We start from the raw sequence: 23,239 nt of genomic DNA on the forward strand, positions 1-23,239 counted from the left end.
TGGGGCCGGGGTCTTGGCGCGGGGGCGCCGCCCGGGGGGCGCCGGGGGGGGGGCGACGGCTGGCTGTGGTGCCGTGCTGTGTCACCGCGTGGTCCGGTGGTGGCGAGCCGGGAAGGTCAGGACGGAACGGGGAGCAGCTCGGCGAGGAGCTGTTCGATGCGGGTGCGGATGTCGTCGCGGATGGGGCGGACGGCGTCGATGCCCTGGCCGGCGGGGTCGTCGAGTTTCCAGTCCTCGTAGCGTTTGCCGGGGAAGATCGGGCAGGCGTCGCCGCAGCCCATGGTGATGACGACGTCGGAGGCTTCGACCGCGTCAACGGTGAGGATCTTCGGGGTCTGGTCGGTGATGTCGATGCCGACTTCGGCCATGGCGGCGACCGCGGTGGGGTTGATCTGGTCAGCGGGGGCGGAGCCGGCGGAGCGGACCTCGACGCGGTCGCCAGCGAGGTGGGTGAGCCAGCCGGCGGCCATCTGGGAACGGCCGGCGTTGTGGACACAGACGAACAGCACCGAGGGTTTCGTGGTCATGGAAGCGCGATCCTTCTCTGTGAGGGGGCGGTCAGGGGGTTGTGCGGCGGGTGCCGTGGTGGTCGCGGAGCCAGGTTTGGGCGGCGATCTGGACGGCGTCCCAGGGCGAGCCCAGGGGTGGGGTGTAGGCGAGGTCGAGGTCGTTGACGGCGTCGACGGTCATGTGGTGGTGGATCGCGGTGGCGTAGATGTCGACGCGTTTGGCGACCTCGCTGCCGCGGCGGCCGACGAGTTGCGCACCGAGGAGACGCTCGGTCTTGGTGGAACCGGTGATCCGGATCGTGATCGGGTGGGCGCCGGGGTAGTACGCCTTGTGGTCGTCGGTGCTGGTCTGGCTGGTCGCGGGGCTGTAGCCGGCGGCGGTGGCTTCGTGCTCACGTAGGCCGGTGCGGGCAGCGACGGTGTCGAAGACCTTGACGACCTGGGTGCCGAGGCTGCCGGCGAAGGTGCGCCGGCGGCCGAGGGCGTTCTCTGCGGCGACGCGGCCCTGTTTGTGGGCGGTGGTGCCCAGCGGTAGCCAGGTGGTGCCCAGCAGCCGGTGGTGGGTCTGGACGCAGTCCCCAGCGGCGTAGATGTCGGGCAGGCCGGTTTCCATCTGTTCGCTGACCGCGATCGCCCCGCGCTGGTCGAGGGTGGCGCCGGCGGCGGCGGCGAGTCGGCTGTCGGGACGGACACCGGTGACGACGAGGACAAGGTCGGCGTGGGCGGTGAACGCGCGGCTGGTGCCGTCCGGCCGGGTGGTGACCGCGTCGACCGCGAGCCGGCCGGGCGCGCCCGGTCCGGCGACGGTCAGCGCTCGGACGGCGGTGCGGGTGCGGACCTGCACCCCGTGGGCGGCGAGTTCGGCGGCGACGAGCGCGCCGAGCTGCGGGTCCAACGTGGGCAGGACCTGTGCGGCCCGTTCGATCTGGGTCACGGCGAGGCCGCGGGTGGTGAGGGCTTCGGCCATCTCCAGGCCGATGTAGCCGGCGCCGATCACGATTGCGGTGGCCGGCTGCCGGCCGGCCAGACTGTTCATGATCGTGTGGGCGTCGGTCATGGAATGCAGCAGATGGACCCCGTCCGAGGGGCCCAGGCCGCCGCCCGCGGCGGGGGTGAGCAGGTCGCCGGGGTCGGCGAGGCCGGAGATCGGGGGCACGGCGGGCAGCGCCCCGGTGGCGATGATCATTTTGTCGTAGGGCAGCTGCTCGGCGCGTCCGCTCGGGCCGCGCAGCGTCAGCCGGTGGGCGGCGACGTCGACGGCCGTGGCGAGCGTGTTCGTCCGCAGGCACATGCCGGTGGCTTCGAGGTCGGCGTGGCTGCGGTGGGCCAGGTTCGACCAGTGCCCGATCTCACCGGAGAGGTAGCGGGGGATGCCGCAGATGGAGAAGTTCGGGTAGTCGTCGGCGACGACGACGGTGACCTCGGTGGCCGGGTCGAGTTCACGGGCGCGCAGCGCCGCGGAGATCCCCGCGTCGCTGCCGCCGATCGCGACCAGATGCACGACGAAGCCTGTCCCTTCACAGCTCGGCCTGGTGGGGGGTTGGTCAGGAGTGGGCGGTGCGGGTGGGCGGCAGGACCTGGCCGGGTAGCAGGCTGGCGACCAGGGCGCGGACCCGGCGGTCGATGTCGTCCCGGACGAGAGTGACCTGCTCGGCCGGGGCGCCGTCGGGGTCGTCGATCGGCCAGTCCTCGTACCGTTTCCCGGGCACATACGGGCAGCGGTCCCCGCAGCCCATGGTGATGACGACGTCGGCGGCGGCGAGGATGTCGTCGGTCAGCGGCTTGGGGAACTCCTCCTCCAGGCTCAGCCCGACATCCTTCATCGCGGCGATCACCTCGGGGTGGATGTGTTCGCCGGGGTCGGAGCCGCCGGTGCGGATATGCAGGGCCGTCCCGGCGTAGTGGCGGGTGAACGCCGCGGCGATCTGCGAACGGCCGGCGTTACGGACGCAGACGAACAGCACCTCCGGCACCCTCTTCGCGATCAGCCCGCGGGTCGCTCCGAGGGCTTCGAGGCGTTCCCGGGTCAGCCGCTCGGCCAGGGTCGGCAGGAACAGGGTGACCTGGGCGGTGCGCGCGAGCCGGGCGTAGGAGTCGACGAACACCTCCTCCACCTCGCCGGCGGTGAAGGTGGTGTCGTAGGCGAGCCGGTCGGCGCTGGCCCGCAGCGCACGGACGGTCGCCGGGTCCACCCCGGTCAGGGCGTCCAGCCGGGTGGGGGATGCGGGATCGATCATGACACACCTCGGGATGCAGGCGGCTCCGCGCCGTTCGCGGTCGCCGGGTCGGCATGGGGCAGCACGACCTGCGCAGCCTGCGCGCGGGCCGTGGCGGTAGGGGGGTAGAACAGCCGGACCAGCCCGTAGCCGACCGCCCCGCCGACCACCTGGGCGGCGATGAACGCGGGTGCGGAAGCGGGGGCGATCCCGGCGAAGCTGTCGGAGAACATCCGGCCGACGGTGATCGCGGGGTTCGCGAAACTCGTCGAGCTGGTGAACCAGTACGCCGCCCCGATGTAGGCGCCGACCGCGGCCGGGGCCCGTTCGGCCCGGTCCGACCGGACCAACGCGAAAATCAGCAGGATCAGGCCGGCGGTCGCGACGACCTCGGCGAGCAGATGCGCTCCCGAGGCCCGGTGGTGGGTCGCGATCGACACCGCCGACCGGTCGAACATCAGGTTCGCCAGCACCGCCCCGCCGATGCAGCCGGCGACCTGCGCAGGCAGGTAGGCGGCGGCGTCGCGCCATGACACGCCGCCGAACGCGGCGTCGACAAGGGTGACGACCGGATTGAAGTGCGCCCCGGACACCGGGCCGACCATGAGGATGATGGCGAACAGGCCGGCGGCGGTCGCCGCGGCGTTCTCCACCAGTTGCAACCCGACCTGGCCGGGGCTGAGCTGGACCGCGGCGATTCCCGACCCGACGACCAGAGCGGCGAGCAGCATGCTGCCCACCGCCTCGGCGGCCAGCCGCCGCGTCAGCGACGACCGGCCACCCGGCTCGATATCCGCCACGGGGTTCAGCGGGCGCCGGCGGGCGCCGGTTCGATCGCGACGTCGACGGTGTCCACGGCGGGGCCGCAGTCCACCCCCGGCCCGCAGGCGCAGGCCGACCCCGGCCCCGATCCTGACCCGCTGCCCGGTTCCACCGTCCGCAACGTCGGCACCGACCCGTCGACGACATCGGAGAGCACCGTGTAGACCTCCCACGGCGCACCGTCGGGGTCGTCGACCCAGACCTTGTCCTGCACCGCGTAGCAGCAGGCGGTGTTCTCCTCGACCGCGGTCTCCAGGCCGGCCCCGGCCAGCCGGGTCGTCGCGGCGGTGACCTCGTCGGTGGATTCGACCTCAACGCCGAGATGGTTCAACGCTCCCGCGACACCGCTGCCGCGGACGTCCGGGTTCTCGATCAGCACCAGCTTCAACGGCGGCACGTCGACCGCGAAGTTCGCATACCCCGCCCGCCGCTTCGCCGGCCCGACCCCGAACAGCTTCGAGTAGAACTCCACCGCCGCGTCCACATCGGACACGTTCAACGCCAACTGCACCCGCGCCATCACGATCACCCCACACATTGACGGTTGTCTATATCACTGTGGGACGGAGCATGCTCGCAGACATCGACCGCTGTCAATCCCTCGTGGCATGCTGGACCCCATGGCCACGACCGCGATACCCGCCCCCACCGCGGCGCTCCCCGACCCGCCTGACCTCACTGGCGGCGCACTCGGGGCCTGCTGCACCCCGCTGGGGACCGCACCCCTGTCCGCCCACGACGCCGACCAGCTCGCCGCCGTGCTCAAGGCCATCGCCGTCCCCGCCCGACTACGCCTCCTGTCGATGATCTACGCCCGCGGCGGCGACGAAGCCTGCGTCTGCGAACTCACCGAACCCCTCGGGCTGACCCAACCCACCGTCAGCCACCACCTGAAGGTCCTCGTCGACGCCGGCCTGATCAGCCGCGACAAACGCGGCGTCTGGGCCTACTACCGGCCCGTACCCGGCGCACTGAACAGCCTCGCCGTCATGTTCGGCCCCGCACAGTAGACATGGCGCATCCGCACAGCACGAGTCCGGCCAGAAGGAGGGGCGTCCATGACTTCCTCGGCGCCCTCCTTCAACGCGCAGTGGCCGTGGAGGCAGGGATGGCGCAGTCCTTCAGCGTCAACAGCGATGCCGTCTGCGCCGGGTCGGCGTAGATCTTGAATACGTGGTCGGCGTCGAGCCCGTAGATCCACCTCGGTGTCGATCATCGATGAGTCGCGTCGTTGCATGTCCGGTCCCCTGATGCGTCCGGGAGGGGTGTGGTGTCCTACACCGTTTCTGTCGGGGCCTGGCCGGCTTCGAGGGCCAGGCGGGAGGATCGGACCTGCTCGCCGAGTTTTTGGACGGCGGGCACGTGGGACCATTGGGTGTCCATCTGCCGCCACATCTCTCCGGCCCGTTGGATCACATCTCGGGTGGGACGGCCGTCGAGCACTGTCAGGGCGTGCTGTATCGCCTCGACGGCGCCTTCGGGTTCCGGGTATGGGCGGCGAAGGTGGGTGAGGGGATGCCAGCGGGTCAGGGTGGCGCCCAGATGCTCACAGGTTCGGCGAGGTCTGCGGCTGTCGTCGAGACCGGCGCCCGCGTCGGGTTATCCAGGTTGCGCAGCGCCTCAGTAAGGACCTCACGGAGGCGGGCTTCGCGGGGCCGGGTGGTAGTCCAGATCAGGAGCGGCGTGTCGATCCTGATCGTTTTGGCGAGCCGGCCGTAGGCGTCGATCTTGAAGGTGAGGCGGCGGAGCGCTTCGGTGCCGAAATCCGGTTCGAGGAACCATTCGACCTCGGCGCGGCCCTGCGCCCACCGGCCGTGCGCGTTGGGCTGGACGATGTCCCCGAACGGGCAGGCGCAGCGTTCCTCCGGTCACCGGCCGCGAGCCGGCCGGTGACCTCGGGCTGGCGGGCGTGATGGACCAGCCGGGTGAATATCCCGCTGACCGCGAGCGGTTGGTAATGATCAGGAACCCGCCGCCGGTAGAGCTCCAGCGGGCGGGTGTTCGCCGATCGGCGAGTAGTCCAGCCGAGTTCGACGATCTGATGGGTCGTGGATCAGGCGTGCGACCCGCTGGTCCTTCGTAGTGAGGGGGTGAGCCAGCCAAAGCCGGTGTTCTCCGCTGGAGACGACGCGCGCGGTGGGGTCGGGCGTAGGCGCGGCGGCCGAGGTAGGTCCGCTCCGGAGGGTTCGTGATCACGCGGAGAGAGCTCCCAAGAGGGTCATCGGGCAGGGGGAGATCGACGAGCAGGCAGGAAGAACGGGCGGATGGCGGGCCAGGCCGGGAGTGGGTGGGCTGACGCGTCCGCACCAGGACATTCCGGCCAGCATTCGGGACGGCACGCCGATCCCGTCATCGGGACGGGGCCCTCATCCGACGGCGGCCAGCGTGCCGGTCCTGGCCGGCTTGACCGGTCCGAGATCAACCATGTCGACGTTGTCCAACACGACCACCGCTGGCGGCCTGTCCGTGGCGCTGTCGTCAGCTTCCGGCGCGGTCGCGGCCGTGCCGCCCTCGGATACGCCGGCGTTGGGAGCGTGTTCTTCCAGCACCCGGTGCGCCTCGGTGCGTAGCTGCGTGACCAGGGCCCGCGCCCGCTTCGAGCCGACCTTGAGTCGTTTGCGCAGCTCGTCCGAGGAGATTGGACGGCGGTGCTCTGCCCAGTAGCGGGCGTCCTCGCGCCGCGCGCGCTCCAGTAGCGAGCCGTCGAGCACCACGGTGCTCGGCCGGCCGGGAGCGCGCTGCGCCGGACCTGCCGCCGCCTCGGCCTGGGGGCTCTCGCCTCTGGTTGGCGCCGACACGGTGGTGGCCACCGTTGCCCCGTCGGTGTCTGCTGGCTGGTCCGGGACGACGGGGTGGAAGGTGGTGGGGTGGCGCATCGCGCGCAACAGCCCCGGGCCCACCTCGGACCAGCCGATCAGCAAAGCTGGCCCGACCGCGTCGAACGCGGCTTTTCCGTAGTCTCCTGCGATCACCGGTTCTGCTACGTTAAGTGTTAGCGTGATTGCGCTGGAAAAGACTAGTAGTCGCCGTGCTGGATGCAGCAGCTCCGGCGGCGCGCCTTGCACCGCAAGCTGCCGGGTCCCCAGCAAAAGGCCCACCACGGACAAGTCGACCGCCGGGGCCACCAGCGGCGCGACCCAGATCGGCACTCCCAGACGCAGCCCGAGCTGGAACACATTGCCGAACCCGAAGGCGAAGGTCAGGCCGACGACCACAACCATGATCACGGCGACCAGGGTGGCCGCCGGGTCTCGTCCCGCCGCCGACGGCACCACAGCCGGCCCGTCCGCCACGGCCGTAACGTCCGCGACCATCAGGTACCCGCCTTGGTCAGCGCCTGCGCCGCCGCCGACTGGGCTCCGTCACTGGGCGTGATAGGCGCAGGTACACGAGCCGAAACCACCAGGCGCGACTTCGCCCGGTTCTGCGTAGATGCTGTACGAACCTCCCCTGGGGCACCTTGGCGCGCTGACCGGGCACGGACCGTACTGACAGGTCCGGGGCGGGTCAGGCGCCCCGCCCGCATCCGACGTGTCGTCCCAGGCAGGATCGTGCGCTGCCGCTTCACCGCGTGCCGGCCGGTATCCGGTGGGTGGGCGGCGGCGCGGGTTCTCCCGTGGCGGGGCGACGGGGAGTCGCGGTTCAGGACAGTCCGGCATAACCGTCGGGTCGGCGGTCCCGGCGTCGGTCTGGGTGAGGCGTCGGTGCCGGCGCCGGTCGAGTCCGCGGCTGGCCTGACGGAAGAAAATGTCCATTGTCCGGAATAGCGATCGGGCGGACCGTCAGGTTTACCGGCCGGGCCGGTGAACAAGGTGAGTCGACTGTGTCGGCGGTCACGAAGCCATCGGCCGTGATCCGGCGGGTGGCGGACCGCGGCGCCGCGGGAGGCGTCTCTTATGTCGGCCATCCCGCGGTCGGGTCGGGTGCGGCGGCGGTGCGCACGTGCTGTACGCCCGCCTATATGGGCCGCGGTCGGTCCTCATGTCCATGGCATCGGCGGTGAATAGCAGCTATCCGGCTGGTGGTTGTCTCATAAATGATTGCCTGGACGTGGCGGGAGCCACCAGGGCGAAAACGCGACCCGCCGATGCCGATCGGCGTTCGGGGCGCGGGCGGCGGACCGGGGCGTGGCGGTCGTGGATCTCGCCGGAATCGAAGCCCGTGGCCCGCGCGGTCCGGCGGCCTCGGGCCCCGGTCCGGCGCGGGCCCTCGGCGGGGGCCGGGAGGTCAGGCGCCTGCCGGCGACACCAGTTCGAGCAGGGCGGACGCGGCGAGCTCGTAGCCCAGGGCGCCCAGCCCGACGACGACGCCACTGGCCAGCGCGGAAAGAATCGACTCGTGTCGGAAGGACTCCCGCGCCCAGACGTTGGAAAGGTGCACCTCGATCCACGGTGCGGGATAGTTGGCCAGAGCGTCCCGAAGGCTCCAGCCGTACATCATGAGTGCACCGGGGTTGACGATCGCACCCACCGAGTCATAGTTTTCCTGAATCGCATGGATGAGCTCGCCCTCGGATTCCCGCTGAATCGAGAGTACTTTCCATCCCCGCTCGGCCACCCGTGCACCGACTGCGGATTCAATGTCGTCAAGGGTTGCCGTTCCGTATACCTCGGGTTGCCGCCGACCAAGTATGCCGAGGTTGGGTCCGTTCAGAAGCAGCAGCGTGCTCACAGTGTCCTCATCACATTGCCGACCCGACCGGCCGCGGCGGCCGGCACCGGCCCGGAGGCTACCGCAGCCGTGCTGTGGCCTCTGCGGACCGTGGCGAAAGGCCAGCCCAGCGGACGGCGACGGGCCCGGCGGCCTGGCCGCCCATGATCACCCGATCGTAGCGGGGCTATTGGTTGCGGATTGGTTTTCGTATGATGTGAGCCAGGGCCTGCCGAAGCTTCTCGGGGGGTGGGGTACGGTCCGTCGCGCACCACTCGTGCGGATTCTGCGGACAACCCACGGTAATGAACCGTCGACGGCCGAGATCCTTACGCGTACCTTATCGTCACGTAAGAAAAGGGTGGGGACCATGAGCGGTGAAGTGCTACGCGCACCGGAGCTGCCGGCTTGGCCGCAGTACTCCGACGAGGAGCGCGACGGTCTGATCCGGGCTCTGGAGCAGGGCCAGTGGTGGCGCATGGGCGGCAGCGAGGTTGACAGCTTCGAACGCGAATTCGGTGCTTATCACGGCGCCGAGTACGCGCTGGCCGTCACCAATGGCACGCACGCCCTCGAGCTGGCGCTGCAGGTTCTCGGGGTCGGCCCGGGCACCGAGGTCATCGTCCCGGCGTTCACGTTCATCTCGTCCTCGCAGGCCGCGCAGCGCCTCGGCGCCGTGGCCGTGCCGGTGGATGTCGACCTCGACACCTACTGCATCGACCCGCAGGCCGCCGCCGCGGCCGTCACCAGCCGCACCAAGGCGATCATGCCGGTGCACATGGCCGGCCAGATCTCCGACATGGACGCGCTGGCCAAGCTGTCGGCCGACACCGGCGTCCCGCTGCTGCAGGACGCCGCGCACGCGCACGGCACCCAGTGGCAGGGCCGCAAGGTCGGCGAGCTCGGCTCGGTGGCGGCGTTCAGCTTCCAGAACGGCAAGCTCATGACCGCGGGCGAGGGCGGCGCGGTGACCTTCCCCGACGCGGAGCTGTTCGAGCTGGCGTTCCTGCGGCACAGCTGTGGCCGGCCGCGCACCGACCGCCGCTACTTCCACCAGACCTCCGGCTCGAACTTCCGGCTCAACGAGTTCTCCGCCTCGGTCCTGCGGGCCCAGCTCGGTCGGCTGGCCGGTCAGATCGACACCCGTGAGCAGCGTTGGCCGGTGCTCGCCGAAGCACTCGCGGCCATCCCCGGCGTGGTGCCGCAGAGCCGCGACGAGCGTTGTGACCGCAACTCCCACTACATGGCGATGTTCCGGGTGCCGGGCCTGGGTGAGAACCGACGCAACGCACTCGTCGACGCGCTCCTCGAGCGTGGCCTGCCGGCCTTCGCCGCCTTCCGGTCGATCTACCGGTCGAACGGCTTCTGGGAGACCGGCGCGCCGGACACCACGGTCGACGAGCTGGCGGCCCGCTGCCCCAACACCGAGGCGCTCAGCGCGGACGGCATCTGGCTGCACCACCGCACCCTGCTCGGCACCGAGGAGCAGATGCACCAGGTGGCAGCGGTCGTGGCCGACGTGATCGCGGCCCAGTGACCGCAGCGACCTCCGCGGCGACCGCCGCGGCGAGCGACCCGTCCCTCGACGCAGCGCCACTGCGGGTCGCCGTCGTCGGGCTGGGTTGGGCTGGGCGTTCGATCTGGCTGCCCCGGCTACGGGAACATCCACGGTTCGCGGTGACCGCCGTCGTCGATCCTGACCCGGCCGCGCGCACCGCCGTCGCCACGGACCTCGCCCCCGCGGGGCAGGAGACGGACGCGGCCGGTGGGGCGTCCGGGTCGGCGGAGCTGGCGGTGTTCGCCGACGTCGACGAGCTGGCCGCCGCGGGTCCCGCCCGGCCCGACCTGGCCGTGGTGGCGGTACCCAACAACCGCCATGCCGACATCGCCGAACGGCTGCTGGCCGCGGGCATCCCGGTGTTCCTGGAGAAGCCGGTGTGCCTGAGCTCGGCGGAGGCCGACCGGCTGGCAGCGGCGGAGCAGGCGGGTGACGCGACGCTGCTGGCCGGCAGCGCCGCGCGCTACCGGGCTGACGTGAGCCGGCTCTACGAGGTGGCGGCGTCGCTCGGCGCCATCCGACACGTCGATCTGGCCTGGGTGCGGGCCCGGGGCATTCCCGACGCCGGCGGCTGGTTCACCCGCCGCGAGCAGTCCGGTGGCGGCGCGCTGGTCGACCTCGGCTGGCATCTGCTCGACACGCTCACCCCGCTGCTCGGAGCCGTCCGGTTCCGCGAGGTGATCGGGACGACGTCGGACGACTTCGTCAACGACGGTGCCTGGGCGGCGGCCTGGCGACACGGTGACCAGCCCGCGGACGGGCAGCCGGCGCCGGAGCAGCCGCCGCGGGTCGGTGGCGACGTGGAGGACACCGCGCGGGGCTTCCTGGTCACCGAGGACGGCACGTCGGTGGCGCTGCGGGCGAGCTGGGCCTCGCACGAGGCGCGGGACCTGACCGCGATCACCGTCGAAGGTACGGGCGGCACGGTGTCGTTGCGCTGCACCTTCGGGTTCGGCCCGAACCGGCAGGACCGGTCGCTGCTCACCCTCACCCGCACCGGCCAGACCAGTCCGGTGACCCTGCCGGACGAACCGATCGGCGCCGAGTACCGCCGGCAGCTCGACGAACTGCCGGCGATGCTGGCCGACCCGGCCTCCCGTGGTCGGGCGATCGCCGAGGTCCGTCCGACGATCGCCGCGATCGAACGGTTCTACGCCTGCGCACGCGCGTCCCGCCAGGCGCCGGATCTCGTCCCCGCGGGCCGATGACGCTCCGCCCAGCCATCATCACCACCGCCGATGTCCAGTGAGCCAAGGGGGGCATGTGGGAACGGAACGTGAGAACGGGCAGGCCGTCGTCGTCCGACGCCAGGCAGTGATCTTCGACCTCGATGGTGTCCTGGTGGACAGCTTCGGGGTGATGCGCCAGGCGTTCACGATCGCCTACGCGGAGGTCGTCGGCGACGGCCTGGCCCCCTTCGAGGAGTACGAGCGCCACCTGGGCCGCTACTTCCCCGACATCATGCGGATCATGAATCTGCCGCTGGAGATGGAGGAGCCCTTCGTCCGGGAGAGCTACCGCCTCGCCAGCGAGGTCGTCCTGTTCGACGGTGTCGCGCACCTGCTGCGCACCCTGCGGGAACGCGGCTACGGGCTGGCCGTCGCCACCGGAAAGGCGGGGTCGCGGGCCCGTCACCTGCTCGGTGTGCTCGGTGTGCTCGACCTGTTCGACCACGTCATCGGCTCGGACGAGATCGCTCGGCCCAAGCCCGCACCGGACATCGTCCTGCACGCCCTGGCGCTGCTCGGCGCCGATGCGAGCACGGCGGTGATGATCGGGGACGCGGTCGCCGACCTCGACAGCGCCCGCGGTGCCGGGGTGATGGCCGCGGCGGCCCTGTGGGGCGAGACCGACGGTGTGGAGCTGATCGCGGCCGCACCGGATGCCGTCCTGCACCGGCCGTCCGACCTGCTGGTCCTGCTCGGTGAGTCGAGCCCGGTCCCGGCGGCGACGGTCCCGGCTCCGACGCGGTCGAGCGGTGGCGTACCGGAGGTGCCCGCGGCGCGCACGGATGTGGTGACCGTCGTCCCGTCGTCCGCGGCATCGTCCTCGGTGGGCGAACGGATTCTCACCGGCGACTAGCCGAGCAGGGCCACGCATGCTCAGGGACGACATCGCTGTCACGGGCAGTCGTCGCCGCGGGCGGCCTGGCGGAGCGGATGAGTCCTTCTACAGGGACGAAACGGACAGAATTACGCCGTGAGCCCTGTAGAAGGACCACAAAGATCGACATGCTCGGGATTAGCGCGGCTCGCGACGCCACTTTGGTCACGCCGGTCGCCGGTCGCCGGTCGCCGGTCGCGGGTCGCGGGTCGCGGTCAGTCGGCCTGGCGGGCCAGCAGCAGGGCGCCGGACAGAGATGACAGTCCGCCGAGGACAGCGGCCTGGACCGGCGCCGGCGGATGCCCGGGTCGACCGAGGACGCGGGCCTGCTCGTCCACCGCGGCGGCGAAGCCCGGCAGGCCGTCGGCGAACCCGCCGCCGACCACCGCCAGCCTCGGATGCAGGACCTCGGTCAGGCTGACCACGGCCACGGCCGCCGCCTGGGTGCTCTCCCGCACCGCGCGGACCGCCCAGTCGGCCTCCGCCAACCAGCCCGCGCGCAGTTCGGCGAAGGGGACGCCGGCCGGCTCACCGCCGCCTGGTTCACCGCCGTCCGGCTCGTCGACGCTGGCGGTGGTGGCGGCGCGGTAGGCCGCGGCGCGACGCAGGGTGGCGGGGCCGCTGGCCGTCGCCTGGACGCAGCCGCGGCGCCCACATGTGCACACCGCGCCGGTCATCGAGATCAGCATGTGCCCGATCTCCGCCGAGCCATGGCCGGGGCGCGGGCAGGGCCGGCCGGCCAGCACGAGCCCGCCGCCGACCCCGGTGCCGATGCCCAGGTAGACCAGATCGGGGCAGTCGGCCGCGGCCGCCTCGGCGAGCGCGGCGAGGTCACCGTCGTCGGCGTGGGCGACGCGGGCCCCGGGCACCAGCCCGCGCATCGCCGCCCCGAAGTCCAGGCCGGTCCAGCTCGGCCGGCCAGGCCAGGTCGTCACCCGACCAGCCGGATCGACGGTGGCGGGCATCGCGACGCCGACCGCGGTGAGCGGACCGTTCCACCGGGCCCGCAGCGCCGCGACCCCGTCGGTGAGATCGGCCAGGTCCCGCGGGGCGCTGGCGGCGGGCGTCCAGGGAAACGACGACTCCACCGGTGCGACATCGACGCCGCTGCCCGGGCCACCGTCGGCGCCGGAGGGTTCGATGCGCAACGCGACCTTCGTGCCCCCGATGTCGATGCCGAGCACCCCCGTTGTCGGTGCGGACGCGGGCATGGGCATGGGACGCGCCTTTCACGGCAGGGGACCGAGCTGTCCGGGAACAGAGCTGGTGGGGGGCGAAGCTGGTGGGGTTGGGTCAGGTTGAGGCGGCGACGTCGCCGCCGGGGGCGGTGAAGCCGAAGAACTCCCGGTAGAGGTCCACCTGCTCGGCCAGCATGGGAATGCCGGGATGGGTGCGCAGCCCCAGCGCGCCGGCCGCGTCGAGCAGCCTGGTGCGGGCCGGCTTCATGATGATGTCCGCCACCAGCGCGCCGGCTGGCAGCGCCTCCGGAGGGAACGGCAGCTGGTCGTCGGGGCGCAGACCGAGCGGGGTCGCGTTCACAGCGAGATCCGCGTCGGCCAACGCGGGTCGGACGGCCCGCGTCACCCGTCCGGGCCAGTGCACGTCGAGACGGGCCACCAGATCCGCGCATCTCGCCTGGTCCGGGTCGTGAATGGCCAGCTGGCGACAGCCGGCGCCGAGCAGGGCGACGGCGATCGCGCTGCCGGCCCCGCCCGCCCCCATCAGGGCGACCCGCGTCCCCTCCAGGGGTTGACCGGCTCGGGCCAGGCCGCGTACGAAGCCGGCACCGTCGAAGTTGTCGGCTGCCCAGCCGCCGCCGGGCAGCCGACGCAGCACGTTGGCGCTGCCGCTGATCTGGGCGGCGGTGCTGCGTTCGGTGGCGAGTTCGCAGGCCGCGACCTTGTGCGGGATGGTGACGAACACGCCGTCGACGTTGCCGGTGGCGGCGAGCCCGGCCAGAACGGTGCCGAACGCCTCCGGTCGGGCCTGGACCGGGACGAGCACGGCGTCGATGGCCAGCCGCGCGAACAGCGGGTTGAGCAGGGACGGCGCCCGCACCTGGGTGACCGGGTCGCCGATGACGACATACAGCCGCGTGGTGCCGCTGACCGTGGGCATCGGGGCCGGCCCGAGCCCGGTGGCGGTGTCCGGCCCGGTGGTCTGCGCGGGTACGTCGGTCTGCGCGGGTACGTCGGCGACGGGAACGCTCATGATGTGGCCGATCGGGGCATGTCGGCGAGGGTGGCGCGGACATGCGTCTCGTCGATGTCGCCGACGAGCTGCGGGCCGTCCTGGCCGGTCAGGACGAACGTCAGCCCGGTGCCGACGGACTTCTTGTCCAACCGCATGACGGCGATGAGCGCGTCCAGGTCGATGCCGGTGGGCAGAGCCGACGGCAACCCGTAGCCACGGACGACCTCCAGGTGCTCCGCGACCTGGTCGGCTTCGATGCGGCCGAGGGTACCGGCGAGACGGCCGGCGAAGACGGTGCCGACGGCCACCGCCTCCCCGTGGCGCATCGCGTAGTCGGTGACCCGTTCCAGGGCGTGGCCGAGAGTGTGCCCGTAGTTGAGGATGTGCCGCAGGTTCGTGTCCCGCTCGTCGCGGGCGACGATGCCGGCCTTGAGCGCGACGCTGGCCGCGATCTGCTCCGCGACCGGTCGGCCCAACAGGTCCGGCGCTCCGATGAAGTGGGCGCGAGCGATCTCGCCGTAGCCGTTGACCCATTCCCGCCGCGGCAGGGTGGCCAGCAGCTCGGTGTCACACAGGACGGCGCTGGGCTGCCAGTACGCGCCGACGAGGTTCTTGCCGGCGGGCAGGTTGACCGCCGTCTTGCCACCGACACTCGCGTCGACCTGGGCGAGCAGGGACGTGGGCAGGTGCACGACGGGGGTGCCACGGTGGTAGAGCGCGGCGGCGAGCCCGACGACATCGGTGGTCGTCCCGCCGCCGCAGGAGATGACCACGTCGGATCGGGTCAGCCCGAACCCGGCGAACTGGCTGCACAGCGCCTCGACGTTCGCCAGGCTCTTGTCTGCCTCACCGTCGCGGGCCGCCAACCGCAGCGTGGGAACCCCCGGATCGGGGACGACCTCGGATGGCCGGGCGGAGACGATGACCGCGCGACGCGCGCCGAGGCGGGCGACGACGTCTGGCAGCGTGCCGCGCACCCCTGCGCCGATGTCGACCGGATAGGTGCGATCGCCCAGAGTAACGATCACCCGCCGGCGGTCGGAACCGAGCTGTTCGATCGGGCGGCTGAGTCGCCCAGTGGCAGGTCTGCCGGTCACGTCTGGTCTCCGGATCCGCGAGGTTTCGGGGCGCCGGACCTGCCAGGCCCGCCGCGGGGCAGATCCGGGGGCCGGATGCGCTGGCCCACCCGCGGGCTGGTCCGCCGCGACGCCGTCGCCCCAGTCTGCCCCGGATGCTCCTGGTGTTGGACACCGGGGCCGGTTCCGTCGAGCCGGCCCCGGGAGCCCGCCCTGGCGGGAGCGGACGATCTGTTCGAGGGTGCGACCGGGTTCACATGCCGTAGCGCCTTCGGGTGATCGTGGGCGCCGGTCCGATTCACTTCTCGCGTCGAATCGCGACAGCGGGCACAAAGTACGTCAGGCTCTGGGGCACGCCCCGGAACCGGGACCGGGAGATGTCACTTACGTGCGGCGCGAGCGCTGTCGCGGAGACCGCCGACACGGCGGCCAGGAGGAGTGTGCGATGACCAAGGCCACCGCCGAGACCAGCGCCGATTCCGGGGCAACGGTTTCGCGGCCGGCGGGAGAAGGCCCCGCCCCGAACCCGCCCGCGGCGGAGGAACCCGCGGCCGACCACGATGCTCCGCATGCGGATGATGATGTCGAGTGGGAGGCTGATCCGGCACTTGAACCGGTCGACGAACTGCCGGACGCGCGCGCTTTGTGGATCATTGCCTTCACGTTCGCGGCGCTCGGCCTGTTCTTTCCGCTTGCCGGGCTGATCGCGATCGGATGCGGCGCGCTGGCCTGGCGTCGGGGTAGCGGTCGTGGTCGGATCGCGACCTTCGTGGCCCTGGGGACGACCCTGGTCGGTATCCTGCTGATGGTCGTCGTGCTGCTGCGCTGAGTATCTGGTGCGCTGAGTATCTGGGCAGGCACTGGGACGGACGCTGGAGCAGGTGAAGAGGCCGCCCAGCTCGGGGGGTGCCGGGCGGCCTGTAAAGATGATGACATTTTTCGGGTGCCGGACACAAGCCCACCGGCACGATTCGTCGTTCAGGTCGTCGTTCAGGTCGGTGACGGCTTATCCCGCTGCAGTAGGCAGAGCAACAGCCCGGAACCGCCATTGAGGTAGATCTCGGCCGGTCGGATCCGGTCGGGCCCGAACTGCTCGACCAGGGTCCGGGCGGCGAGTGTGGCGCCGAGCGCGGCGACCGGGTCGTCCACCTGGTAGCCGATGGAGAACAGCCCCTCGCCGCGCCGCTCGATCGCCTCGCGGGCCACCGTGTGGCCGGCGGCCGGCTCGACCAGCCGGACGAGGCCGGAGCCGAGCCTGCCCTCGGCGACCAGAGTGCCCGCGAGCGACACGGCCCGTCCCCGGCGCCACACGGTGCCGGCCAGTTCCCGGGTCTGCCAGATCTCCACGCCGAGGGTGACCGTGTAGATCTCACGGGCCGCCTCGAGCGCGGTGACGGCGATGTCGAAACAGTGGAACGTCAGCCCGCCCAGGAGCATGTCGATGGCGGCCGCCCCGGCGCCGGTGGTGGGCGCGAAAACCCGAGGCCGGTCCGGCTCGACGCCGGCCGGTGGGCCGCCGCGGGATACGCAGGCGCGACCCAGAAAGGCCGATCCGGTCTTCACGAACGTCCCTCCGGGTTTCACCGGTACCGCGTGCGCGGCGATATCACGTCCTGCCGGTGTCACGTGCCGCAGGTATCACGTCCCACCGGTCTCGCGCCCCAGTGATGTCCGGGAAGCGAAGCAGATCGTAGCGCCGACGTCCACGGTCCGGATCAGGCCGGCGTGAGTTGGCGGATCTGCTCGGCGATCGTGTCGACATCGGCGTATGTCAGGCCGACCAACCCGACCTGCTTCCACCGCACCACGCCGTCCGCGTCGATCAGGAAGACCGAGCGGCGAAGCCCAAGACCGACCATGGCGATGCCGTACTTCTTCGCCGCCTCGCGCGCGGTGTCGGCCAGCAGCGGGAAGCCGAGCCCCTGGTCGCGGGCGAAGGACTCGTGGCTGTCCAGATCCTGCGGGCTGATCCCCCACACCGGGGCACCGAGGCCGCGGAAGACCTCGATACCGGCCGCGTAGGAGCACATCTGCCGGGTGCAGACCGGGGTGTTGTCCCCGGGGTAGAAGGCGAGGACCATCGGATGGCCGCGCTGGGCGGACAGCGAGTACTGGTCGTCGTGGCGTTCACCGTCGACGAGGACCAGGCCAGGCAGGCTGATCTCGGGCGCCGGTTGACCCACATCGGGCGTGGCCATGCTGGGTGCTCCCTCCGTCAGCCTGCCCCGTCTGGCCAGGCTGACTTCTGTTTTCGCAACAGTAGCGGTGCTGGAATGGGCGGGCCAGAACCGGGCCCGCACCGGCCGGTCCCGACGCAGGCCGCCAGGTCAGAAACTCACCGGTACCGCGTCGCCGGTGCGGGCCTGCAGTTTGTCGAGGTCGTAGTCGTACCAGCGCCGCATCGAGGCCGGTGAGCTGCTGCGGCCCCATTCGTACATCCGGCGCTGGGCCTCGAAGGACCCGTCGTGCCAGCGGCGCAGCACGTCACCGAGTCGCAGGGGAGTTGGCAGGAACTCCGCGTTGCCAAGCAGCCCGGCGAGGCGCCCGACCGCGGCCGACGGGGTCAGCCGACCCTGCTCGACCTCGACCATCACCGCGGACAGCGCGGCGAACAGGGGCTGGAACTCCGGCAGGTCCGGGCAGAAGGTGCCCAGATGCGGGGCGTCGAGCAGCCGGTCGAACAGCGCGCGGTCGCCCTTTTCCAGATAGCCGAAATAGGTGCCGGTGATCCGGGCGATGCCCATGTTCCAGGCCATGAACCAGACCTTGGACCACGCCCGCCAGAGATCGAAATCGCGGAACGAGACGTAGGAGCCGTGGACGAGCTGGTCGTTGACGTCCAGAATGGTCTGGTTGAGCGTGTCGAGGTAGGCGAAGCGTTCGGCGGAAAGATCGCCGTCGTCGAGCGCGGCCAGCAGGGTCGGCGCGAAAGCGTAGATCACCTGCATCGTGTTGGCCATACCCCGGGAGAACAGCGCGTCGATGGCGCCGGCGGCGTGGCTCATCATCGCCCACCGGTCACCGACCGTCCGGCTGGTGGAGTACTGGGTGCGTCCGGTGGACACCCAGTCCCACGCCGGGCGCGCGGTGGCGAACTGCCGTCCCACGCTCGGGAAGTGTTCGAGGAACGTGGCCCATTCGTCCTCGGCGGAGCGGCCCGGATCGTGCGGGAAACGCTGGCTGTCGAGGTTGAGCCCGACACTGCACAGCGGATTGGTGGCGCAGCGGTGGTTGTCGAACGGGATCACCCACATCCAGCCGCCGTCGAAGATGTGGTGCAGCGTGCCCTGATGCCAGCGGGTGGGCTGGCCGCTGGGCGTCGTGACATCGTCGAACGGCGTGACGCCGACCATGTGGGTGAACAGGGTGCGGGAGTTCGTGCGGAACCGGCACGGCTCCTCCCGCAGACCGAACGTGTTCGCCAGCACGGAGTTGCGGCCGGACGCGTCGACGACGTACCGCACCCGTAGCGTCTCGCCGGAGCGGGTGGTGAGGGTCGCGGCGTCCGCGGTGAACTCGACCCGTTCCACCATCGTCCGTTGGCGGGGCGCCGCGCCGTAGCGAACGGCGGTGTAGAAGAGGTAGGAGTCGATGTCCTGGCGATGCATGTGCATCTCCGGGCCGTTCGGGAACTCGGCGACGCTGCACTGGGTCACCTCCTCCGGGTCCTGGACATGCCCGTCGCGGTGGTAGACGAAGCCGAAGTTGCGCTTGACTCCGCAGGCTGACGTGACGTGCGAACGCACCCCCTCGAAACTGCTGACATGGGCGAGTTCGGGCACGTCGAACCGCTCCGCCAGCAGCTTGAGGAGATAGGTCGTCTCGCCGATCGTCGATTCCCCGAGGGCGAACCGGGGATGGCTGCCGCTGTCGACCAGCACCACGCTGTGACCGTGCCGGGCGAGGATGTTCGCCAGCGTCGATCCGGCGATGCCGCTACCGAGGATCGCGACTGAATAGTCGTATCCGATCATGATGAGGCTCCTGAACGCTGCAGGAAGTGGGCCGGGCGCACCTTCCATCCCACAAAGATCACAATAATTACACCTGGTGCACAACTGGCACCTAACCATCTCTATGGATGGCGGCATGGGTGAATGCGGGACCAATGCCTATCGGTCAGCGCCTGTACAGATATGTACCTTTAGTAGCATTTATTGCTTTTTTTGCTATTTGATGTGCTGGGGGTCGCAGAGGCCCGGCTGGACGACACGAACCTCGATGAGACGTACCGATCGCCAGTTGACCAGCATCGTGCGGCCGTCGGCGAGATGAAGCTGCTCCACCTCGCAGCGGAAGACCGCCTGGGCGACCCGGCGACGAAGCTCGTCCGGATCGGTGTCCGCCGGTAGCGGGAAGGGCTGTCCGTCGATCACGATCTGCACTTCCACCAGCCGACAGTCGCACGCGTGTTCGATGATGGCAAATGTCGGGGTGGCCTGATCGGGCGTGGCTGATCGGCTGGGCTGGCTGGTCGGGCGGGGCCGGTGTGGCCGGTTCGGGCCGGACCGTATCTGGTCAGCCTGGGTCTGGCCGGGATCGGCCGGGCATGCGAGGGTACGTGAGCGGCCAGAGCCGCCGGTGGACGTCGCACCAGCGGGCGTCCCATCGGTGGGCGTCCCATCGGTGGGCGTCGCTCGGGCGGGGAGGAGCGCGGATGGGTGGGCAGGCGAACGCCGTCCGGGACGTCGCCCTGACCGGGCCGCGCACACCGCTCGCCCGGCTGTTCGACGACGCGCTGCTCGGCGTGGGTGCCACCGCCGACGTCAGTGAACGGGTGCGCGCCTTCGTGGCGCTCGCTCGTTGCTACCAGCAGCCGGGGCGGCACTACCACACTCTGCGTCATGTCGCGGAGGTGACGGCCGCCCTCCGGGTGCTCCTGACCGCCGAAGGCCGGGCCGGTGACCGGTACCTGGCACCCGCCTGCATCCTCGCGGCCTACTTCCACGATGTGGTGTACGACCCGGCCCTGACCGACAACGAGCGATGCTCGGCCGAACTCGCCACCCGGGTGCTGGCGGAGCTGGGCTGCCCCGGGCCGGCGGGTGCCACGGTCGCCCGTCTCGTGCTCGCCACCGCCTCCCACGGGTCGCACAGCCGGGACGAGGCCCTGGTCAACGACGCCGATCTACGTGTCCTCGCCCGCGGACCCGCCAGCTATGACGTGTACGTGCGCCGGGTGCGCCGGGAGTACGGCGGTTTCGATGACGCGCAGTGGCGCCGAGGTCGTGCCAGCGCGTTGCGCCACCTGCTCGAGGGGTCGCTCTACTCCACGGGGTGGGCGCGGCGCCGATGGGAACCGTCGGCCCGGCTCAACCTGGAGCGCGAGCTGGACGGCCTGACCACCCGAGGTTCGGACACCGGGCGAGGCTGAGCACCAGGCCGGGGCACTGCCCGGTCCCAGGGGTCGGTCCCGTCCCAGCGGTCGGTGAACGTCGGCGCGGTGCGGTCGGCGGTGGCGTTCGGCCGGGCGCGGGTGCTGCCCCGGTTGGCCGGCGGCCTGGGCGACCCGCCGCCCGTCGACGACGGGTAACGCCGGGCCCAGGAGGTCGCGAGAACGCAGGCCAACAGCAGTCCGCTGATCACCGGGCCGGCGCTGAAATCGGTCGGGTCCGGTTCCAGACCGGGCCAGGCCACCGCGTACAGCCCCAGGGAGGCGGTGCAACCCGTGGCGGTGGCGCCGAGATGGTGGCGGCACAGAACCGGCACCCCGACGAGTCCCGCGCCGGCGGCGACATACCCCAGCACGGTCGCCGCGAGCAGGACGGCGCCCAACGTCCATCCGACGGCCGCGGGCAGCCAGCCGAACAGGTGGGTGTCGCCGTTCCAGCGGTACCGTTCGCCCGGGGTGCCGGTCGGCGCCCCGGGCCAGACCAGCAGATGAACCAGGCCGTAGCACAGCAGGACGGCCCCGCCGCCGGCGGCGGACAGCCGACGCAGCAGGTCCAGAACAAGCGGTTGGTCCAGCAGGCGGGGCGTGCTCACGGGGACTGCCGATCCGGTGGCTGCTGCGGTGGGCTGGGCTGGTTCGGGGTCGGCTGCTCCGGTGCCGTCCGCGCCGAGTCCCGGCCGTGCGGGATCGTGGCGGACTCGATCGTGTCCATGTCGGCGGTCTCGAGCCCACGCGGCGGACAGCCGGCGGTGAGCGGGTCCGTCTCGAACATCCATCCCGGTTCGGCCGGCGACCAGGACAGCGCCCGGGCGGCGTCGTCCGCTGGACGGCCTCGCGGCGGGCTGCTCACCGGCGGGCTGCTCACCGGCGCTGCCAGGGCGACGGCGGCATCCGTCCGGTACGGACGGTCGATCCAGAGCGGCTCCAGCCCAAGAAGGGTGTCTCCGGGCAGGGCGACGTCGAGCCTGGCCGTCTCGGTTCGGACACCGGTCGGTGCGAGCCCGCCGACCGAGGCCGACTTCCGCGCGGTGGCCGGCCCCCCACCGGTCCCGCCCGGGGGCGGATCTCCGCCGATCGCCGACATCCTGGCCGGGGGCGGTTCCCGGCCCGGTTCTGGTCGCTCCTGCGGTGACGGGTCGGACGCGGATCTGTGCGTGGTGGCCGCCGCCACGATGGGCTGGGGGGCGGTCGGTGGGTCGGTGAGGGCGGTGGCACCGATCGCGGTCGCGGCCGCGAGTATCGCCGCGCCGAGCACCGGATCGAGTTCGGCCGGCACGGCCCGTAGGTCCAGCAGACAGCAGCCCTGCTCCACCCGCCCGAGAACGGCCGGCTGACCGTCGCGCAACGGCATCGCGATCACCGCGTCGACGGCTACCGCGGCGCTTGGCAGGTCGTAGCCACGCAGAGCATGGCCGCCGGCCGGCCCGGTGGCCGACTCGTCGACGCAGGCGCGGCTGGCCACCGCGGACGCGGCGATCCCGGCGTGGCGCAGCCACCGGGCGAGCCGTTCGGCCCGGGCCACGAGATGTTCGGGTCGGGTCCGCAACGCCTGGCGCACCGGCGGTTCATGGCGCAGCGTCGCCTCCAGCGCGGCGAGGGTCAGCTTGCCGGCCTGGCCGGCGCGCGACAGCGGATGGCGGCGCATCCGGTCGATCAGGCCGGCGTGGCCGAACAGCAGACCGCACTGCGGGCCGCCGAGCAGTCGGTCCCCACTGGCCAGCACCACGGCCACGCCCTGGTCCAGCCAGGTGGTGACATCCGGCTCGGTGGGCAGGTGGGGCTCTGGGCAGAGCAGCCCGGACCCGCTGTCGCCGACCAGCGGGACGCCGAGATCGACGCACAGTTCGGCGAGATCACCCAGGGCGGGGCGATCCGTGAACCCGATCAGCTGGTAACCGGGGGTGTGTACGCGCAGGACGACGCCCGTCTGTGGGCCGATCGCCCGGGCGTAGTCGCCCAGGGTGGTGCGGTTGGTGGTGCCGACCTCACGCAGCCGGGCGCCGGTGGTCGCCAGCAGGTCCGGCAGGCGCAGGCCGTCGGTCGTCTCGCCGAGTTCGCCGCGGCTGACCACCACCTCCCGTCCCGCTGCCAGTGCCGCCACGGCGAGGACGAGGGCCGCCACCTCGTTGTTGACGATGTGCACCGCGGCCGCGGCCGGCACCGCCGTGGCCAGGGCGGCGAGCGCGCTGCGACCACGACGGTCGCGGCGGCCGGTGGCCAGGTCGAACTCCAGGTCGATGGTGCCGGCCGCCAGGTCGAGGGCGGCCCGGGCCGCCGCGGACAGGGGCGCGCGACCGAGCGCTCCGTGCAGCAGAATCCCCGTGGCGTTGATCACCGGACGGAGACCGGTGGCCTCGCGGGCACGCGGCATCGGCGCCGGTACCGGATCCTCGGCGGCGCCGAATGCGGGAGAGGCCAGATCATCCATCACTTCGCGTAAATCTAGTACTGCGAAGCGTGATGTCCACGGGTGAGGCCGGCGTGGTGGCGTGTCCTTTCGTGTGCCGTCCGAATGTCCAGGTGGCGGGGACGTGAACTGATGCACCACATCCGCCAAGCGGGTAGCCTTCATCCCTGAAGGGGAGTAGCCCCGTCGAGTGCGCTTCTCCGCCAGGCTGGCGGTGGAACCGACCTCGACCCGCGCGTCGACATACTGGCGCCCGTGCGCGGCCCGTCATGGGTCGGCCCGCGGGTTCCCGGCGCTCGGGCCCGGCTGTGCG

Annotated in this window: 23 protein-coding genes; 6 read left to right on the forward strand and 17 right to left on the reverse strand. The window is 71.5% G+C overall.

All coding sequences use genetic code 11. From position 1 onward, the window contains the following. Positions 1 to 116 precede the first annotated feature (116 nt). The 5 genes from MXD59_RS02645 to MXD59_RS02665 all read right to left on the reverse strand — a co-directional run bounded on the left by MXD59_RS02645 (position 117) and on the right by MXD59_RS02665 (position 4,067). Positions 117 to 527: an arsenate reductase ArsC gene (locus tag MXD59_RS02645; RefSeq protein ID WP_163549329.1), complete on the reverse strand. Its 411-nt coding sequence runs from the start codon at positions 525 to 527 to the stop codon at positions 117 to 119. 31 nt (positions 528 to 558) lie between these two features. Then, complete coding sequence (locus MXD59_RS02650) at positions 559 to 2,010, reverse strand: FAD-dependent oxidoreductase (RefSeq protein WP_248823305.1); 1,452 nt, start codon at positions 2,008 to 2,010, stop codon at positions 559 to 561. A 43-nt stretch (positions 2,011 to 2,053) separates the two neighbouring features. After that, positions 2,054 to 2,746: an arsenate reductase/protein-tyrosine-phosphatase family protein gene (locus MXD59_RS02655; RefSeq protein WP_248823306.1), complete on the reverse strand. Its 693-nt coding sequence runs from the start codon at positions 2,744 to 2,746 to the stop codon at positions 2,054 to 2,056. Continuing rightward, on the reverse strand, positions 2,743 to 3,456 hold the full coding sequence (locus tag MXD59_RS02660) for an aquaporin (RefSeq protein ID WP_248823442.1): 714 nt from the start codon (positions 3,454 to 3,456) through the stop codon (positions 2,743 to 2,745). Before MXD59_RS02660 ends, MXD59_RS02655 begins: the two co-directional genes overlap by 4 nt. Before the next feature lie 74 nt (positions 3,457 to 3,530). Then, positions 3,531 to 4,067: an ArsI/CadI family heavy metal resistance metalloenzyme gene (locus MXD59_RS02665; protein WP_248823307.1), complete on the reverse strand. Its 537-nt coding sequence runs from the start codon at positions 4,065 to 4,067 to the stop codon at positions 3,531 to 3,533. A 100-nt stretch (positions 4,068 to 4,167) separates the two neighbouring features. Between MXD59_RS02665 and MXD59_RS02670 the strand changes: the two genes are divergently transcribed. Continuing rightward, positions 4,168 to 4,557 carry an ArsR/SmtB family transcription factor gene (locus MXD59_RS02670; protein ID WP_248823308.1) on the forward strand — a complete coding sequence of 130 codons (390 nt, stop codon included), beginning with the start codon at positions 4,168 to 4,170 and terminating at the stop codon, positions 4,555 to 4,557. Positions 4,558 to 5,073: 516 nt separating this feature from the next. Here MXD59_RS02670 and MXD59_RS02675 read toward each other — a convergent pair. The 3 genes from MXD59_RS02675 to MXD59_RS02685 form a co-directional block, all read right to left on the reverse strand. Further along, positions 5,074 to 5,382, reverse strand: a complete 309-nt coding sequence (locus MXD59_RS02675; protein ID WP_248823443.1) for a replication-relaxation family protein — start codon at positions 5,380 to 5,382, stop codon at positions 5,074 to 5,076. Positions 5,383 to 5,913: 531 nt separating this feature from the next. After that, positions 5,914 to 6,861, reverse strand: a complete 948-nt coding sequence (locus MXD59_RS02680) for a hypothetical protein (protein ID WP_248823309.1) — start codon at positions 6,859 to 6,861, stop codon at positions 5,914 to 5,916. Positions 6,862 to 7,774: 913 nt separating this feature from the next. Then, entirely contained in the window at positions 7,775 to 8,218 is a 444-nt protein-coding gene (locus MXD59_RS02685) for a type II 3-dehydroquinate dehydratase (RefSeq protein WP_175084250.1), read from the reverse strand. A 349-nt stretch (positions 8,219 to 8,567) separates the two neighbouring features. Between MXD59_RS02685 and MXD59_RS02690 the strand changes: the two genes are divergently transcribed. The 3 genes from MXD59_RS02690 to MXD59_RS02700 are packed head-to-tail and all read left to right on the forward strand — an operon-like array spanning position 8,568 to position 11,837. Further along, positions 8,568 to 9,734 carry a DegT/DnrJ/EryC1/StrS family aminotransferase gene (locus MXD59_RS02690; protein ID WP_248823310.1) on the forward strand — a complete coding sequence of 389 codons (1,167 nt, stop codon included), beginning with the start codon at positions 8,568 to 8,570 and terminating at the stop codon, positions 9,732 to 9,734. A gap of 59 nt (positions 9,735 to 9,793) precedes the next feature. Continuing rightward, complete coding sequence (locus MXD59_RS02695) at positions 9,794 to 10,963, forward strand: Gfo/Idh/MocA family protein (protein ID WP_248823444.1); 1,170 nt, start codon at positions 9,794 to 9,796, stop codon at positions 10,961 to 10,963. Between the two features lie 55 nt (positions 10,964 to 11,018). Next, the gene (locus MXD59_RS02700; RefSeq protein ID WP_308301628.1) at positions 11,019 to 11,837 is read left to right on the forward strand and encodes an HAD-IA family hydrolase; all 819 of its coding nucleotides are present in this window, start codon (positions 11,019 to 11,021) and stop codon (positions 11,835 to 11,837) included. 236 nt (positions 11,838 to 12,073) lie between these two features. Here MXD59_RS02700 and MXD59_RS02705 read toward each other — a convergent pair whose 3' ends face one another. The 3 genes from MXD59_RS02705 to MXD59_RS02715 all read right to left on the reverse strand — a co-directional run bounded on the left by MXD59_RS02705 (position 12,074) and on the right by MXD59_RS02715 (position 15,079). Then, entirely contained in the window at positions 12,074 to 13,075 is a 1,002-nt protein-coding gene (locus tag MXD59_RS02705; RefSeq protein ID WP_308301629.1) for an ROK family protein, read from the reverse strand. Positions 13,076 to 13,151: 76 nt separating this feature from the next. After that, complete coding sequence (locus tag MXD59_RS02710) at positions 13,152 to 13,976, reverse strand: shikimate dehydrogenase family protein (protein WP_248823446.1); 825 nt, start codon at positions 13,974 to 13,976, stop codon at positions 13,152 to 13,154. 89 nt (positions 13,977 to 14,065) lie between these two features. Further along, the gene (locus MXD59_RS02715) at positions 14,066 to 15,079 is read right to left on the reverse strand and encodes a 3-dehydroquinate synthase family protein (protein ID WP_248823311.1); all 1,014 of its coding nucleotides are present in this window, start codon (positions 15,077 to 15,079) and stop codon (positions 14,066 to 14,068) included. Positions 15,080 to 15,572: 493 nt separating this feature from the next. Between MXD59_RS02715 and MXD59_RS02720 the strand changes: the two genes are divergently transcribed. Beyond that, entirely contained in the window at positions 15,573 to 15,956 is a 384-nt protein-coding gene (locus MXD59_RS02720) for a hypothetical protein (protein WP_248823312.1), read from the forward strand. Between the two features lie 161 nt (positions 15,957 to 16,117). On the opposite strand, the gene MXD59_RS02725 is transcribed toward MXD59_RS02720, so the two are convergent. The 4 genes from MXD59_RS02725 to MXD59_RS02740 form a co-directional block, all read right to left on the reverse strand. Then, positions 16,118 to 16,690: a VOC family protein gene (locus tag MXD59_RS02725; RefSeq protein ID WP_248823313.1), complete on the reverse strand. Its 573-nt coding sequence runs from the start codon at positions 16,688 to 16,690 to the stop codon at positions 16,118 to 16,120. 152 nt (positions 16,691 to 16,842) lie between these two features. Then, entirely contained in the window at positions 16,843 to 17,325 is a 483-nt protein-coding gene (locus tag MXD59_RS02730; RefSeq protein WP_248823314.1) for a peroxiredoxin, read from the reverse strand. Between the two features lie 129 nt (positions 17,326 to 17,454). Next, positions 17,455 to 19,101 carry an NAD(P)/FAD-dependent oxidoreductase gene (locus MXD59_RS02735; protein WP_248823315.1) on the reverse strand — a complete coding sequence of 549 codons (1,647 nt, stop codon included), beginning with the start codon at positions 19,099 to 19,101 and terminating at the stop codon, positions 17,455 to 17,457. 195 nt (positions 19,102 to 19,296) lie between these two features. Then, a complete protein-coding gene (locus tag MXD59_RS02740; RefSeq protein ID WP_248815428.1) occupies positions 19,297 to 19,518 on the reverse strand; it encodes a hypothetical protein in 222 nt (73 codons plus the stop codon). A gap of 266 nt (positions 19,519 to 19,784) precedes the next feature. Between MXD59_RS02740 and MXD59_RS02745 the strand changes: the two genes are divergently transcribed. Then, complete coding sequence (locus tag MXD59_RS02745) at positions 19,785 to 20,501, forward strand: HD domain-containing protein (protein ID WP_248823316.1); 717 nt, start codon at positions 19,785 to 19,787, stop codon at positions 20,499 to 20,501. On the opposite strand, the gene MXD59_RS02750 is transcribed toward MXD59_RS02745, so the two are convergent. Together MXD59_RS02750 and selA are read right to left on the reverse strand one after the other, a co-directional pair. Next, the gene (locus MXD59_RS02750) at positions 20,393 to 21,112 is read right to left on the reverse strand and encodes a hypothetical protein (protein ID WP_248823317.1); all 720 of its coding nucleotides are present in this window, start codon (positions 21,110 to 21,112) and stop codon (positions 20,393 to 20,395) included. The two genes, MXD59_RS02745 and MXD59_RS02750, sit on opposite strands and share 109 nt — an antisense overlap. Next, the gene (selA, locus tag MXD59_RS02755) at positions 21,109 to 22,947 is read right to left on the reverse strand and encodes an L-seryl-tRNA(Sec) selenium transferase (protein ID WP_248823318.1); all 1,839 of its coding nucleotides are present in this window, start codon (positions 22,945 to 22,947) and stop codon (positions 21,109 to 21,111) included. Before selA ends, MXD59_RS02750 begins: the two co-directional genes overlap by 4 nt. Between the last annotated feature and the right edge of the window lie 292 nt (positions 22,948 to 23,239).

The sequence above is a fragment of the Frankia umida genome (assembly GCF_023242945.1).
Lineage (GTDB): Bacteria > Actinomycetota > Actinomycetes > Frankiales > Frankiaceae > Frankia > Frankia umida.